Raw genomic sequence first — 16,702 nt, forward strand, 5'->3', positions numbered from 1 at the left:
ACAGGACTGCACTATAATAGACGTAGACTATTTATAGTCTACGGTGACCGATGGCTCACGGATGCGATAAAAATTGTATTACAGAGTGAAGTGATAGGGGGCTGCACTGCACATTTTATGCAGAGGCTTCAGTTAACTTAGCTGTTCACCCTAAACTTCACACATGAAAAAGAAACAAGTTCACCTGAAGAAAAAATTGATTTTGGAAAAGATGGTGATTGCATCCCTTGTGCGGCAGCCGGAACAAGTTGTTGGAGGTGCAGCCTTTATCTCGCAGGCTAATACCGTATGCAACACGATCAACTATACAGTCTGCAATACTGTATGTGAAAATCATGCCTGCGCATAGTTCAACCTGATTGGGGCTGACCAAAAAGCAAAACGCTTTGAGGTCAGCCTTCTTTTTTAGGTGATAAATTTTCATTTTAGGGGATCGGCAATTGGCACCAGGTAAGTACTGCACTTCTTTGTAAAACCTGTTAGTTTAAATTTTCTCCAGGTATGCCTGTGTGATGCAGGCGGGACGCCAATCATTTGTGAATGTTTTTTTAGTCTCAGGGATAATGAGAAGAAGTGATAAAAAGCGGGGTTTATCGACACTCATGGAAATAAATAAAAAAGGGTCGTAAATCTTTGATTTACGACCCTTTAGCGTACCCAGAACTGGATTCTTTATGTTCTGTTTTTTAATATTTTATGAGCAAAGTGTGTCAAGGAAGTGTTGTGATATGAAAGATACGCTCTTTCTCCGGCCCTTGCTTCAACTGATAATTTCTCAAATACCGTTGTCACTTTCTCCGCAATACTCAGGAAAACTGCAGCTGCGAACGAAGCGCTTCCCTGACTTCCGTTACTGAAATACGATCCATACAGGCTTTGTCATAAGGACACTTTGCAGCAAATATAAGATCCAGACAAGGTGAACAGCGCATGGGCTTATAGATATTGATATTGTTGGGATGGCCCCAGATATCAGGTTGCGCAGGACCAAATATCACAACACCCGGAATGTCAAAAGCGTTGGTAGCATGTGAAAAAGAAGAATTCACCCCCACAAAGCTGCTGGCATATTTAATGAGCGCCAGCGTTTCCCGGAAGGAAAGCAGCCCCCGTAGGTCTACCGCCTTTTCTACTTTCTCTTCCTTCATCACGCCCAGCTGCAGGAAAGTACAATCCGGCATCGAGGTGATCAGCTCATCCCAGTTACTGTGCTTCCACTCCTGATTCTTCGACGTTTTGGAAGTAATATGCAACAACACGGGATTTTTATATTTTGACAACAGTTGTCTGGCTTTCTCTTCCTCCTGCTGTGTCAGGAACACCTGTACCTTATCATCCTGCAGTTCTACGTCATACAAGCCGGCAATGAGCATTTTGGCGTTCTCATTGTAAAACACGGTAGGGATCAACCCACCATAAAAATCCTTATAAAACTTTCCCCATTTCATGCTTACACGGATATAGGAAATCGGGTTGCTCCAGAAGGAGGTAGTATACACTTTGTCTACATGCGGATTGTTTTCGAATATGGACTTCTGGCGCTCATTAAAGCAGAAGAGCATGATTTTACTATTGGGATAGGTCTGCTTAATGGCTTTCATGGTAGGCGTGAGCAGCAGCACATCCCCCAGCCCGCCTTTTACAACGATTCTGAAAATTTTCTTTTCCACACGAAATATTTTATGATGATTATTTTTCTTCGAGCAACCATTTCATTTGTTCAATAGCAAACTGCCATACGCATTTTTCTTTATGCAGAAACAACAATAGGCTCTTGTTCCTTTTTTCATAATGCTGCGTCAGCTCTTCACTAATGCAGGCTTCTACGTGCAACAGGCGATCACTGAATTCCGCGATTCTGGCTATAACTTCTGATTCTTTTCTCATAACAGAACAAATATTTAAAAGAGTAATCCCCAGGAAAAAAAGCAGGCATTGACTGCCAGCAACGCCAGTACTGCCACCCAGGAAAAGGCAGTGCCCTTGAAACCGGATTTCCCGTTAAACCGGATGAGTAATAGGATGGCCAGCAATGCTAACACCAGTAACAGGTACAACAACACAAACAGGTAGGAGAATTTCACCGGCAGCCCAACAGACAGAATATACGCATTAGTGGCAGCCGTGGCATTAATCGCATAGACGAAAGCAGCGCCCGTCAGGATCGTAAGCAATGCCGCCAGCATGATCACCCAGTGTATATATTGTTTATTGCGCCGTATCAGCTGAATAAGCAGATACAATACCAACACCCCCAGCGCCAGGGTAACAGGCCAGATCAAAGATAACTTCGGATTGTTCAGGATACCGGCCACCCTGGAAATGCCGCCATTGGCATGCACACCAGTGATAAACCGTACCTTTTCCGCTTGCAGGTCCTGCCGGTCTGTTGCACTGAGCCCACCATTAAAAAAGTGATGGATAATGGCCGTGCCCCGCGGCGTATAGCCGGGTACGTGCCCTTGTCCGGGAAATGACAACACCTCACTGCCGGGAATCATCGCCTGCAGTTGTTGGGTAACAGCCGGCGGCGTTACCGGATCGAATTCGCCGGAAATAATCAACGCCGGAATGTTCAGAGGGGCTGCCGGCAATACCGCCGTAGTATCCTTCACCAGACTGTTGCTGCTGCGCCACTGGTTGCAGATAGTATAATCTCCTTTGTAGAAAGGCAATCCTCCTGCTGTCAGCGCCTGATGTTTCGCGGCATCCTGTACAAAAGTATCGATGGAGTTCAGCGGTAATGTTTCATGACAAAGCACACAGTAGTAGGTACCATAGTCCAGCGAAAGCCTGCTGCGCAAAGCAAAGAACAGGGAGGTTATCATCGCTTCATTACGCTGATTGAATTCCTTTATGATGAGCGGCATCACTTCAAAAAAGCGGGGATCATACAACCCTTGTTGCACCGCAATCATAAAGTCCTGCGCATTGAGGGTAAACTTACCGGTACTCACCAGGCTTTTCGGTACATTGATCGTTATCGGATTTTTCTCCAGGTCAAGTACTGTCTGATGATACAAAGCCTTCAGATCGCCATATTCGCTGCTGCAGGATTTATCCTGCCGGCATTTTTCAAACAGCACTTCCAGCGACCGTACATAGTTACTGGTGTTGTGATCATACAGACCGGCTGCAGGCAGCACCGGCGAATCAAATACCACCCGGGTTACTTCCTGCGGAAAATTCCGGGCATAGGCCAGCGCCATCCGGGTACCATAGGATACACTGTACACCATCCAGTTATTGTATCCCAATGCCTGACGGAGCGCATGAAGGTCGTAGGACACGCTTTCACTGTTGTACGCACTTATATCAATATTCCTTTTCAGCAATTCGTCCCGGCAGGCAACAGCTGCTTTTACCCGGGAAGCAATCTCCTGGTCATCATTATCATTTTCAGCCATCACCCCCATAAACTGCCGTCCCAGATCAGGGCACAGCTGTGGAGTTGACAACCCAGCTCCCCTTGTGTCCACCAGGATAATATCCCGCTCCTCCAGGATAGGATTGTTCAGCCATTTGCGGATACCTCTGACAGCATTTCCGCCCGGGCCGCCTCCCAGAAAAACCACCCCTTCCCGGGATTGTTTATTGTGACTTTTGATAACAGCAACTGCCAGTTGTACTGTATTGCCATTGTCCTTTTGCCAGTTTTCCGGTACTGTCAGATAGCCCCATTCCACAGCGGGGTGCGTTACTTTCAGACCAGGGAAACCGGCCACTTTTTTGTAAACGGGCGAGGCAGGTGAACCCTGCTGCGCAGATGTTTCCAGCAATAATGAGATGCAGGCAAACAGCCAGATGAAGATTTTGGAGCCGTACGCTTTCATAAATGTAGGTTGTGTATAAGTGAGAGTTCTATTAAAATTCAAATTCGATTTCAAAGCTGTTTTGGCGCAATGTCTTTTCCATATCCAAGGCTATGTCCAGACTACCAATCGCCGTTTTAGGCTGATGAGCCATTTCCTCCAGCAGTTTTTTAAAGCGGGCTGTCAGCAGCAGCATCTGCCCTTCTTCGTACAAACCGCTGTCATATTCCGTCTCTACTACCAGCTGTGTTCCTTCTTCATAAAAGTTAAATGTCAACGGAATACGGATGCCGCCCTGTGTGAGCCGCTGCCGGGTCAATGTCAGGTCGGATGTTACGGTGAGGGCATCCAGACTGAAAGCCGGATGCTGCCAGGTCACCATCACATCAAACAACATTGTATCTGCTTTCTCTCTTCCGTTCATGATCGCTTCCAGGGGAAATGCCTGGTGCCCGATCCCTTGCAGGAACTGATCCCGGATATGTTCACAGACCATTTCAAAAGTATCCGTTGCAGTCAGCTGCCCCCTAACCAATACCGTATTCACTAACATCCCCAACAGCTCCTGCAGCTGCGGATGTTCCCTGCCGGCAACCGGAATACCGGTACAGTAGTCATACTGCTGCCCTACCCGGGCAATCAGGGTATGTACGGCTGCCAGCAACACGATGAACACCGACATTTCCCTGTCGGCAGCCAGTGTATACAACGCATCGCGTACCGGCGGTTTCAGGCAGGTATAGATCCGGCGACCATAGAAAGAGGGTTCACTGCCCGCACGTTTAAATGCCGGCAAAGGGGTAAAATCCTTCAATACTTCCTGCCAATAGGCGGCATGCAGGACGGCTGCGGGCGCCTGCAGCTGGTGGTTGCTCCAGGCGGCATAGTCCCGGTATTGCAACGACAACGGCGCCAGGGAATGTATATCCGGTAGCTGGCGGTAGGCTGCCAGCGCTTCCCGGACCAATATCTCCAGAGACCAGCCATCCAGTATCAGGTGATGGGTAACAAAAACAAACAGCTGCCGGCCATCTCCTACCCGGACCCGAAATGCTTTCAAGAGCAACTCCGTTTCAAGATCAAAAGGAGTGGCCGTGATGTCCTGCAGAAATGTATCCAGCTCTTCTGGCAAGGCAATTTCCACTTCCTGTATGGCAAAACGAAACGCATCGCCGGTATGCAGCTGCAGCCGGGGAATACCGGCTACTTCTATAAAGCAGGTACGCAAAATCTCATGCCTCCGGATAAGCAGCTGTATGGCCTGTTCCATTGCAGCCACACGGAAATCACCGGTAATGCTGAAGATGGCGTGCATGTTATAGGCGGCTGAGATAACCGGCCGCTGACATGCCAGCCACATCATTCGCTGTACAGGCGCGGCATCGTCCTGTACCTGCGGCGCCGTCCGGAGAATCTCCTCCTGCGGCACATAACGTTGTGCAGTCAATAATGCCGCCTGCCCGGCAATGGTCGGCTGTTCAAAGATGTCTTTCAATCCCAGTGAAACGCCAAACTGTTCGCTGATACTGGTCGCCAGTTCCACCGCCTTGATGGAATGACCTCCCAGCCTGAAAAAGTTGGCATATCTATCGTCAACGGATATACTGAGTATTTTTTCCCAGAGGGCTGCCAATAATCTTTCAAGGGGCTTTTGCGGTGGCACGGCAGCTACCGTCGGTTGTACAGTGGCAATATCCCAGGCAGCCAGACTGCGCCGGTCTATCTTTTGATTGGGCGTCAGCGGAAAAGCGGCCAGCGGCACAATGAGTTGTGGCACCATATAGTCAGGCAACCGAGCCTGCAAGGCAGTAATAACGGTTTCCGGAACGAAGTCCGGGTTATCTGTTTTTACAAATCCGATCAGGAAGGCATCCTGACCTTCTCTTTTGCGGGCAACCACTACTGCTTCGTTCATGCCTGGCAGACGGGTAATGCATTGCTCTATTTCTTCCAGCTCAATACGATATCCCCTTACCTTCACCTGCGTATCACTGCGACCGCCAAAGAGGATTTCACCTGCCGCCGTCCAGCGGCCAATATCACCGGTATGGTATATCCGCTGATGATTATCGAATGGGTTGATGATAAACTTTTGCCTGGTCAGTGGTTCATTATGGTAATATCCCTGGGCTACGCCCGCCCCGCCGATATAGATATCGCCGCTAATGCCTACCGGCAATGGCTGCAGGTGTTCATCCAGGATATAGATAACGGTATTGTGGATAGGCTGCCCTACATTGCTGCTGTCTTCCGGTCGCCGGATTTGTTTTACGGCCGACCAAACGGTCGTTTCGGTAGGGCCATACATGTTCCATACCGCTACGGCCTGCTGCAGCAGCTTAGCGGTCAGCGTTGTGCTCAACAAGTCGCCGCCGCACAGGATCACCAGGCCTGCTGCCCCCTCCCAGCCTGCGTTAAACAGCAGCTGGTAAAAACCGGGCGTAGCCTGCAGGATCGTAGGCTGCACCTGTTGCAGTTTTACAATGGTCTTCCAGGGATCCGCCAGGGTATGTTTATCTGCTACATACACCGTTGCACCGGTAATCAGCGGTAGGAAAAACTCCAGCATGGAGATGTCGAAAGAGGGCGAAGTAACGCTGAAAAGCAGGTCCTGTTCCTGTAACCCAGGGCACTCCCGCATGCTGACCAGGAAGTTGGCCAGCGAACGATGGCTGATGGCCACCCCTTTGGGGTTACCCGTTGAGCCGGAGGTATAGATGATATAGGCTGTATCTTCCGGCGCTGGCAGGGGTAAAACAATATCCCTGCTAGCTTCGGCAGTCTGCGCCATCAGATCCTCATAAGTCAGCAGGCGCATACCTTCCTTCTGCCAGCTGCTATACACAGCATCCGCTATCAGGATATCGGCATGGCTGTTATCCAGAATATATTGCAGCCTTGCTGCCGGAAAGGAAGGGTCCAGCGGAATGAAGGGGCGGCCGGCTTTCAGGATGCCCAGCAGTAATACCGGCAGCCGGGCCGTACGTTCCATCATCACGGCAATGGGCTTGCCGGCTGTGGCACCCGGCAGCGCGGCCAGGGCATGCGCCATTTGTGTAACCATTGCCGTTAGCGATGTATAACTGTAGCTGCATACGTCGTCCCATATGGCTGTTTTCTCCGGTATACGCTCCGCCTGACGGGCGATCAGTGATAACAGCAACGTTGCCGCCACATCGGGTGCAGGTGCCGGATTGAATGCCTTTAACAGCATATTGGTTTCTTCAGGCCTCAAAAAAGAAAGCGTTTTCAACGGAAGAGGCGCTGCCTCCAGTACCGTTTCCAGCAACGTATGAAAGTGCCCGGTAAACCGTTGCATACCCACTACATCAAAATAATGCAGGTTATAGTCGAAGTCTATTTTTACATCTTCGTCCTGACTGAACTCCCTGACATATACTGCTAATGCTGCCTGCTCGGCACTATGCGTCAATGGAATTACCCGGGTAACCGTATCCCTGAAAGCTTCTGCATAGTGGTGTTTTTCATACGACACGGATATATTGTACAGCCGGTGTTTCTCCTGTATCATCCCCACTTCCTGCAACAGCCTGCCTAACGGAAAACGCTGATGCCGGTAATCCTGTCGCAGCTGCCGGCGGATACGCTGTACTAACGCTGCAAAGTTTTCTTCCGGATCCAGGGAGATACGAAGGGGCGATATACCCATGAAGAGACCTACCGTTTTTTTATGTACTGCCTTGTCGCGGTTCAGTACCGGCAGTCCGATGACCAGGTCGAGACTATGATAACAGCGGCTCAGGTATACAGACAGTACACCCAGCAGTATATGAAAAGCAGATACCTGATAGCTGGCAGCCAGCTCGTTCAGCCGGTTATAAACGGCTCTTTTCACTGTCAGCTCCTCCCGGCCGCTAACAGCGGTAAAAGGAGTATTATCCAGGCAGGGAATCACCGGATCAGGCACCGTTCGAAACTGTTCCTGCCAATATGCCCGGTCTGCTGTAAAGGCTGTACTGCTATGATAAGCTTTGTCTTCCGCTACATAGTCCTCATAGTAAAACGGATAGGAGGCCGTGATGGCGCCTGTTGTCACAATATCATTGTAATTGCTAACGAGGCGTTGGAACATCAAAGAGGTACCCCAGCCATCTGTGATGATATGATGATAGACTGAAAACAGGAAATGAAAATCGGCAGCCACGCGGATCAAACAGAAATAATGCAGGTGTTCCGCAGTCTCCAGGTCAAACGGCTTGACAAATGCAGCTTGCATAAAGTTGTGTGCAGCCGCTTCCGGCGCTGGTTCTGCAGACAGATCCAGCCACTCCAGCGGAGTACGCCACGCATCCGCTATCCGGAACTGCGGAGCCTTGCCACTGGTCACGACAGCCCCTCTGAAACTATCATGCTGATTGATCAGTGCCACATATGCCTGCTGCAGGGCCGGCAGCTGCAAAGGTCCCCGGATCTCAATCCTGGCACCGATGTTATGTATGGGCGCGCCGGGGTGCAACAGGCTCTCGTAGTAGATATCCTGTTGCTGTGAGGTGAGCGGTATCAGTTTCATAAATTGCTATTGCATTATAGTTCCCACAGGGAGGCGGCTTCTATTTCCTTTTCCCTGGGTCGGATATCTTTTACAATGGTGCCATAATCGAATTTCAGTATCCGGTCGGCATGTTTAAAGTAGGCGTCATCGTGGGTAACGGCGATGATCGTTTTGCCGGCAGCTTTTAACATGGGTAACATCTCTTCATAGAAATACCGGCGGAAATAAGGGTCCTGATCTGCCGCCCATTCATCCAATACCATAAAGGGCTTTTCATCCAGCAGGGCAAATACCATGGCCATACGTTTGCTTTGCCCCTTGGAAAACTTCCGGCGGGCCGATGCGTCATCATCATCGGCTACCACCTTATCCAGCTTCATTAGTTTCAGCAGGTGTTCATATGCTTTATTGCCACTAAGGGAATAACTATCATAGTTGCGGGAGAAAAGATGATTATCCGTAAAAATGGCGGATATCTGGTCTTTATAGCGCGCATCATTATTACATATTTTTTTCCCATTCAGGTAGATGTTGCCGGCAGAAGGCTGATATAACCCTGTAAGGCAATTGATAAAGGTGCTTTTACCACTACCATTACCACCAATCACAAAAATGGTTTCCCCTTTACGGATGGTAAAGTCCAATGGGCCCAGCACAAAAGACGCCTCTGTTTGTTCATCCACATGCTGATAGCTGACACCTTCAAAACGCAGCGTTTCCATGATTTCCAATGGCTCCTTTATACCGTCGTTGTCAGCGGCCAGCTGTATGACTTCCAGCTCCTCCATGAAAGCGGTAATGCGTTTATTGGCCACCCTTACCTTGACAAAAAAGTTCTGTGTATTCAGTAGGTTGCTCAGCGGTCCCAGTATAAACAGTAAAATGACAACAAAAGAGATCACCTCGGTTGGCTCCAGCAGCTTAAACAGCGGCAGTACAAATAGTATAACGCCTATCAGCAGATAAAGACCATACTGATTGAAAAGGTTCATCACGGAATAGCGGTTACCAACTGTGGTTTCCACATCCCGTACATGCGCCCGGTTTTCTCCCAGAAAATCGTTGAACAGGTTGTCTGATTTCACACTGCTCATCTTCAGTTCCTTAAAACCACGGATCATGTCATCCACCACCTTAAAATATACATCATTGAGTGAACGGAGTAACATCACTTTACTGAAAATACTTTTCCGCGCCAGCTTGTATATGAGCCCGATCAGGCCGATGAGTGCCACTACAATCAATGCGGAATACGCAGACAATACAAAGTAATAGACAATGCCGATGAACAACGACAAAGTGGAACTGATCGTGGTGGTGATCACGTTTGGAAAAAAAACAAACAGCCGCACATCTTCCACAATACTGTAAATACGTTCAGGCCCTATTTTCTCCAGCTGCTGCAGACTGGTACGTTGCAGACAGTGGAAGATCTTCATTTCATTCCTGTAAATCGAATGGAAGGTAAAGGCAATAATTTTCCGCTGCAGAAAAACATTCAGGCCGAATGACAACACCACCAGCAAAAAAAATACTGGCGCCTGATAGGCGGCGAACAATACATTGCGCCCCGCCACGATGCTGTTTATAATATACAGTATCCCGAATGTAAAGCAGGTATTGGGAATAGCGACCACGCATAGGAACACAAGATTCCTCCAGGTAATTTTAAACATACACACTTATAGTTAGCAGCGGGAAGCCGGGTTTGCAATAAAAGTTGGTTTGAGTAGAAAGGCATGCTGCCTGTCTACTCAACGACGGTTTGTTTCTTTTTCCCGCCGTTCGTTCTGACTGGCTTTATTAAATCGGTAAGCAATGCTTAAACGGTACCGGGCTGCATTGCTGTTCATATGCTGCCGGAAAATATAGTTTTGGGTTTTCGTTTCCTTCCTGATGATACGGGTATCAAACACGTTGCTGACATCAAATACAATCGTCATTTTGTCTTTCAGGAGGTTTTTGCCCAATCCCAGATCTACATAGTTGTAAGACTCCGTTCTTGTCTGCGCATTGTTCTGCTCACCGATCAGGTTAAAGCGGCCCTGCAGGTTAAACTTATAGGGCAGCTTCCAGCGTCCGTTTAACCGGATGCTCCAGGAAAAATCGGAATGATCAAAATCCCGCCCTTGGTATACACCTGCCTGGTCGAATCCATATACATTAAACTCTCCACCGAAGTTCAGGGTCTTAACAGGATCATAGGTCACCGATATGGTAGTACCATAACGGTTCTCTCCTTTCAGGTTAATGGGAATGGTCATAAACATGTTCTGGTCCTGGTCCAGGTAGGTATAAAACAATATAAAATCCTTTGTATGCTGATAATACAAGGAAGGGTTCAGCGATACCTTGCGCCAGCGATGCAGCAGGTCCAGGTTAAATGCGTCCGTATAGGCCGGGTTCAGCTCCGGATTGCCGAGGTATTGTGAGTTATAGTTGGTCAGCTCATTAAATGGATAGATAAATTCCAGGGAGGGGCGGCTGATCCTTTTGCTGTAGTTCAGCTGGAGTGTGGTACCGGTTTTAAAATGATAAGACAGGTTGGCCGTCGGGAACAAACGATTATATTCTTTCCGATTGCTGAACTCTCCTTTTCTGTCATCTATCTTCACCAGCGTGTATTCATCCCGCAGTCCCAGTTGATAGGAAAACTGCTGAATCTTGCTTTGAAACTGCACGTAAGCGGCCCCTATCTGTTCTTTGTAATCCAACACGTTGTTAAGGCCATTGTAGATGCTCCACTCCGACCCTTGTAATTGCTCTGCCTTATAGTCACTCGTTACCAGGCGGTTTTCCAGCTGTATACCGGCTTCCATGGAAGATTGTTTACTCAGCGGACTTACGTAATCCGATTTCAGAAGGAAGTCTTTGCTGGCGCCAATGGAACTGGTACGTATAGCCGGTAACGTTACCGTATCCGGATATATTTTCTGGGTTTGAAGATCCCATCGTTTGTCACTGTTCCAGAAGTCATACTGCATATCTACGGTCAGCTTGCGGCCTTCCTTGTTGAAGGTTCTGGTATAGTTAAACTCCAGCTGGCTATAATTACGCCATTCTTTGGAATCTCCCCGCCGGAAAATGCTACTGTCTTTCATACCGGGCGCCCCATAATTGTAATTCAGTTTATCTTCATCCGAATCGGTGGTACCATTCCGGAAAAAAGCCGCTGTAATGGAGTTTTTGCTGTCGATAAAATAGTCCGCTCCTACATACAGTAACTTGCCGTCATCATGTCTTTTTTCATTTTGTGAGAAGTGCATGATACGTTTACTGTTGTTGGCAGGGTTAGTAATCTCCTGATCAGAGCCGTACTCTCCGATGTAATTGGTGTAACGGTAGCCCAGGGTAGAAAACAGGTTGAATTTACCGGCCTTGTAGTTAAGACTGACGTTGGCCCGGTAGTCGGCTGGGATACCGCCTGTCAGCCTGGCTTGTCCATTCAATCCGTTCTTTTTGTTCTTTTTCAGGATGATATTGATAATACCAGCCGACCCGTCTGCTTCATATCTGGCAGACGGGCTGGTGATCACTTCCACTTTATCGATGTTATCAGCAGGGATTTGATCCAGGGCATTCCCCAGGGTAAGGCCGGAAGTTTTGCCATTGATCAGTACATTTACCTGACTGTTCCCCCGCAGGCTCACCTTACCTTTGGCGTCCACTGTAACGGAGGGAATGTTATCAAGTATATCTTTGGCAGATCCGCTTTGCGACAGCAGATCCTTTCCCATTGTATAAATTTTCCTATCCAGTTTTATCGCGACATCATAGGCTTGCCCTTCTACCACCTGTTCCTTCAATGTAGTGGCATTTGCCGCCAGTTGGAGTATCCCGGCCTGCAGATGTGGCTTTTCCGTCGTAATGGTAATCCGTTTTGAAAAGTGGCTATAGCCGATATATTGTACTTCCAGGGTGAAGTTGCCTGCCGGCACCTCCGTTATCTCGAAGGTGCCTTTTTCAGTGGTCATGGCGCCTGCCACTACTTTCGCACTGTCATTCTTCACCACCACGGTGGCAAAGGGTATACTCTTGCCGGAGCTGCTATCTGCTATTCTGCCTGTTACAATGCCGGGATAGGTGGAAGCTTTTGCGGGCTGTACTTGTCTTGCCTGAACGCCAACACTCAGTAGCAATAAAAAAAATAGGATTCTCTTCATTTATTAACCTTTAGAATAAGTATAAATTATCAGGCAGTTACAGCCGTTGCACTGTATTCGATTATTTTTTCTCCAAAAAGCCGTTCAGGGTCCATACCTCTTTCCCTGCAATATTCCAGCAACCGGTTTGATTCCACGATCGGTTTCGACTCATCGGTATATTTGATGGAGCTGATGTATTTCAGCCAGGGTTCCATACCCATCGCATATACAAACACGTTTTTCGGATTAAACACATCAATGATCGCCCTGGACTGCTCAAAGTTGCAACCGGCCAGGCGGCGGGATTCGTCTTTGTCACGCGCCAGCGGCTCCGGCATCAGCGGTCCGTACAACCAGGACAAAGGAGCGCCTTCACATTCCATACCGAGGAAGATCACATCAATGTCGCCGATGGCCTCGTGAATACGTTCATACAGACGGGGGGAAACATTACAGGAATCTGCCGCAAACAACATTTTCCAGCCATCCTTGAATTTCACGTGATGACAAAGCTTACTTCTCACATCCAGGTCACAATGCTCCCCGATAAAGGGTAATCCGGTAATGGAACAATCCTCAAATTCAATGGTTTCCATTTCTCCCAGCTCAATAATATTCTGGAAGCCCAGTTGCTGAAACATCAGTTTCAGGCTTGGATCCTGCAGGGACCCGCCATTGCATCGTGGAACGATAATATGCCTGATCTTGGAACGGATACGCAATAATGTTTCAAAGAGAATATGATCCTGGTGGTTATGAGTGATCAATACATAATCTATTTCTTCGGGGAGGTCATCAAACGAAAAACGGGATATGTCTGATTCATAGCCATAGCTCACAAGCGGGTCAACCAGAATAGAAGTGCTTTTGGTTTCAGTTAATATGCATGCGTGCCCAAAGTAGCGGGTCAATATGCCATCTCCTGTATACCTCACATATTTCCGGGGCGCTTCGGTAGTAAAAAAACTTTGAAACAAAGCTTCCTTACCAGGCTCAATATAAAACAAATTCATAATCTCTCCAAATAAGCGTGGGGTATGCGCCATGCTGAAGAGAATATCAATTTCCTCACTTTTGAGAGGCAGGTTCACCCGCAGGATATGGTCATCCGGCAACTTGGGCGTACTCAGTACAAAAGAACGGGAATCATCATCCTGCACAAGGAACAGGTTGAAACTCTGCAGGGATTCATTGTAATAGTTCGTCTGGTACAACAAAGGTTCAAAGAAGCGGAAGGAGGGTTGATTATTCACATCATACACCAGTTCCACCAATCCCTGCAATCGTTCCGGTATGCGCGGATATAAGCTGGTCAGGGAATATCCCTTCGCTTCTTTCTTCAGCAGTTCATGCAGGGCCAGAATATCGTCGCGCAATCCCAGTAAATCTGCACATTTACTTTCGGTATTGTTGATCAGCCCCTGGATCTCCTCCACCCTTTTTCCATCGTAGTCAATAAAGGGGCCTCCCAGCATCTTGGGGCTTTTCACGGCTGCAGCGTGGATCATAGGACTTTGTACATACGACTGCATGATTTTGAGATGTCTTTCCTTGATATTCATTGCTGCCGTTGCAGGTGAAATCAGGTGAGGCCAGGCATACCAGTTATCTACCAGCGGTTCAATGGCGAGGTTGGGCTTAATGTAAACGAGGTCGTTCTTATTGATTTCCATATTCCTTTGATTTATACGTTTTTATATCTTCAGATGCATGCATGATCGTTAGTTGTTCCTGCAGGATTTCCTCCAGGTGTTGGGCTGTGGTATCGGGATTCATCAACACTGACCGCAGCCACACATGTCTTTTGCCAGTTTCGTCGGGCATTTCGGTATAGGAAACAAAAGACTCCCTGCGGCGGAACTGCTCCTGTTGCAGATAAATATTCCTTTCATTCAGCAGGGTTCTTTCTGCGTCGTTCAGCCTGCCCGCCAACGCCTTTTCCCTCAGTGCGGCAGGTACATACCGGTAAAGCACAATATTCAGGTCCGGATGCCGATACAGCTGAAAATGGCTATTGGAGCGGATTTTCTCGCTGAACAATAGGGTCCGGGCATAATTACTATCCACCATAGCGGCATACCCCTCCTTACCGATTACCTGCAAGGCGCCGTGAAACAGCAGGGCAGAAAACGGCCGTGATCCTTCAATGGTATATTTCCCCAGGTCTACACTACCCTTCCGGGCCTGATAGTAGCTGTTGATCTCTATCTGTTTTGCCAGCCCCGGAGATTTAAACAAACACAGACTGGTACCCATCGGCAGGTATAGTTGTTTATGGCCGCAAAGGGTGATGGAGTCAGCATCGCTGATCCCTTTCAGTTTGGATGCATATTGGTCGGAAAACAGAAAGGCGCCCCCGAAAGCTGCATCCACATGAAAATGTACCTGGTGGCGCGCCGCTACTTCGGCCATCATCTCCAGCGGATCAATTCTTCCGGCCTCCGTAGTACCTGCCACGCCTACGAGGGCAATGACCAGTACACCCTCAGCCTGCAAATGCCTGATTTTGGCATCCAGTATCTGTGAGCCAGCTGCCCCGCTCAGTTCATCCGCATCCAGCGCAACAAAAGCCCGGGTACCTAACCCCAGCAGCCGCATAACCTTTTGCAGGGAATAATGACAATGAGCGGTACCCATCACCACTGCACGCGTGTAGCCGGTATCCTGCAGGCTTTTCATCAACCCCGCTTCATGAAATGTAGCGCCGGCATCCTGTAGTTTCCGCGAAAGCGCATAGCTAATAGCCGTCAGGTTGGAAAGCGTGCCACCGCTGGTAATATTCCCCAGAGAAGAAGACGGGTCCTGGATATACTGCCCGTAAAACGCTGCTGGCGCCTGGTAGAACAGGCGGTGAAAACTACCCAGTACCTGCCGTTCCAGCAAGGTCCCTGCACCGGATGTTTCCCATTTAACCAGGTTCTGGTTCTGTAGGGTGATCCATTGCTGCAACTCCTGAATAAAGGGAGGCACAGGCCCGGTCATATGACCGATGAATTTGGGTGACAACACATCTACCAGAGAAGGTAGCAGCGTTTGCTCCAGAAAATGACGATACTCCGCTATCGTCTTTTGTTGTAGTATAAAGGGCGTACAGAACGCCTCCGGGCCAAGAGGGGCCTGTGACAATGTTTGTTCCCTGCCGGAATCATCAGACAACGATTCACCGACGATCTTTTGTTGAAGAGCAGCGGGGACAATGTTATTTGCGTTTCTCAAGATGCTTGCGTTTTTTTGATATCGTAAATGGCCTGCACTAAGCCCGGCTTTATAATTATAGCAACACCCCTTCCCGGGTATTCATGGCTGCCGTCCATTCCCTCACATGGGCTTCGGGATTGAGGAGCTGCAGATCCGGCATTTCCTGCATAATGCGACGGGTAATTTCGCTGAACAATGCCGCTGTTGCCTCCATAGCTTTCCAGGCATCCACTATTTCATAGTGCCCGTAGATATGCGGCAGCTGCTCCACAATAAAAGGCTCTGCCCATTGCTCGAGGAAACGCGCATGGTGCCAGGTGTCGTAGTCCCGACCCTGCCTGATTTTCGTGTATATTTCAATCAGCACCAGCAGTGTTTTTTTCATCCCATGATCACAGGTAAGTTTGGCATGCAGATAATCCTTCCGCTGCAGGTTCATGGCGGTATGCAATGCATAGCGCCAGAAGAGATTGATCGTATGCTCCAGCTTCTCCCGCTTAAACCCTTCCTGCCGGAACGGGAAGGTAGTATTAACATAGTCCAGCCGGGCGCCATACCTTCCTTTGTCCACCATACAATAAAATCCGCGGCGGATATACTCTGTAAAGAAACGTACCGCTCCCTGCATCATTTTTTTGAGAGGCCCCGGTAACAAAGCAAACAGCCATTTTTTTTCGCTGGCTTTTGCATATTGATAAGACCAGAAGATAGCCCTTTCATCCAGGAAAAAAATATCCAGCCCTACCCCATTGGAGAAATACACTTTCCTGCCGGTAATATTGCGGGACAACTGATCATTGAAAAACAACACCGGCTCTCCTATTTCATGGATCCAGTCAAAGTTCCTTTCATAGAATCTGACATTACTGGAAAAGATGACAATATCAATATCAGAAAATTCATCCGGCGGATGATTCTTTCTGGCGTGAGATCCGGCAACCACGATACAGGATACATCTTTCGTGGCTGTACCCCACTGCGTGATTCTGTTCACAATTTCTTCTTTCGCTTTGTTCATTCCTGGTAAGATTATC

Annotated in this window: 10 protein-coding genes; 1 reads left to right on the plus strand and 9 read right to left on the minus strand. The window is 48.4% G+C overall.

Features of this window, described 5'->3' with window-relative positions; genetic code table 11:
• The first annotated feature begins 163 nt into the window (after positions 1–163).
• The gene (locus DF182_RS31985; protein ID WP_113619974.1) at positions 164–349 is read left to right on the plus strand and encodes a hypothetical protein; all 186 of its coding nucleotides are present in this window, start codon (positions 164–166) and stop codon (positions 347–349) included.
• Positions 350–806: 457 nt separating this feature from the next.
• Here DF182_RS31985 and DF182_RS31990 read toward each other — a convergent pair whose 3' ends face one another.
• From DF182_RS31990 to DF182_RS32030, 9 genes are all read right to left on the minus strand, one after another.
• The gene (locus DF182_RS31990; protein WP_113619975.1) at positions 807–1,670 is read right to left on the minus strand and encodes a glycosyltransferase family 9 protein; all 864 of its coding nucleotides are present in this window, start codon (positions 1,668–1,670) and stop codon (positions 807–809) included.
• Positions 1,671–1,689: 19 nt separating this feature from the next.
• A complete protein-coding gene (locus tag DF182_RS31995; protein WP_113619976.1) occupies positions 1,690–1,887 on the minus strand; it encodes a hypothetical protein in 198 nt (65 codons plus the stop codon).
• A gap of 14 nt (positions 1,888–1,901) precedes the next feature.
• Positions 1,902–3,833, minus strand: a complete 1,932-nt coding sequence (locus tag DF182_RS32000) for an alpha/beta fold hydrolase (protein WP_147243617.1) — start codon at positions 3,831–3,833, stop codon at positions 1,902–1,904.
• A gap of 31 nt (positions 3,834–3,864) precedes the next feature.
• A complete protein-coding gene (locus DF182_RS32005; RefSeq protein WP_113619978.1) occupies positions 3,865–8,343 on the minus strand; it encodes a non-ribosomal peptide synthetase in 4,479 nt (1,492 codons plus the stop codon).
• A gap of 14 nt (positions 8,344–8,357) precedes the next feature.
• The gene (locus DF182_RS32010) at positions 8,358–10,001 is read right to left on the minus strand and encodes a cyclic peptide export ABC transporter (RefSeq protein ID WP_113619979.1); all 1,644 of its coding nucleotides are present in this window, start codon (positions 9,999–10,001) and stop codon (positions 8,358–8,360) included.
• 78 nt (positions 10,002–10,079) lie between these two features.
• The gene (locus DF182_RS32015) at positions 10,080–12,488 is read right to left on the minus strand and encodes a TonB-dependent receptor domain-containing protein (protein ID WP_113619980.1); all 2,409 of its coding nucleotides are present in this window, start codon (positions 12,486–12,488) and stop codon (positions 10,080–10,082) included.
• A 29-nt stretch (positions 12,489–12,517) separates the two neighbouring features.
• On the minus strand, positions 12,518–14,143 hold the full coding sequence (locus DF182_RS32020; protein WP_113619981.1) for an MBL fold metallo-hydrolase: 1,626 nt from the start codon (positions 14,141–14,143) through the stop codon (positions 12,518–12,520).
• Entirely contained in the window at positions 14,130–15,686 is a 1,557-nt protein-coding gene (locus DF182_RS32025; protein WP_147243618.1) for a pyridoxal-dependent decarboxylase, read from the minus strand. Before DF182_RS32025 ends, DF182_RS32020 begins: the two co-directional genes overlap by 14 nt.
• Before the next feature lie 55 nt (positions 15,687–15,741).
• Entirely contained in the window at positions 15,742–16,686 is a 945-nt protein-coding gene (locus tag DF182_RS32030; protein ID WP_113619983.1) for an aminoglycoside 6-adenylyltransferase, read from the minus strand.
• Positions 16,687–16,702 lie beyond the last annotated feature (16 nt).

This window comes from Chitinophaga flava, assembly GCF_003308995.1.
In the GTDB taxonomy this organism is placed as follows: domain Bacteria; phylum Bacteroidota; class Bacteroidia; order Chitinophagales; family Chitinophagaceae; genus Chitinophaga; species Chitinophaga flava.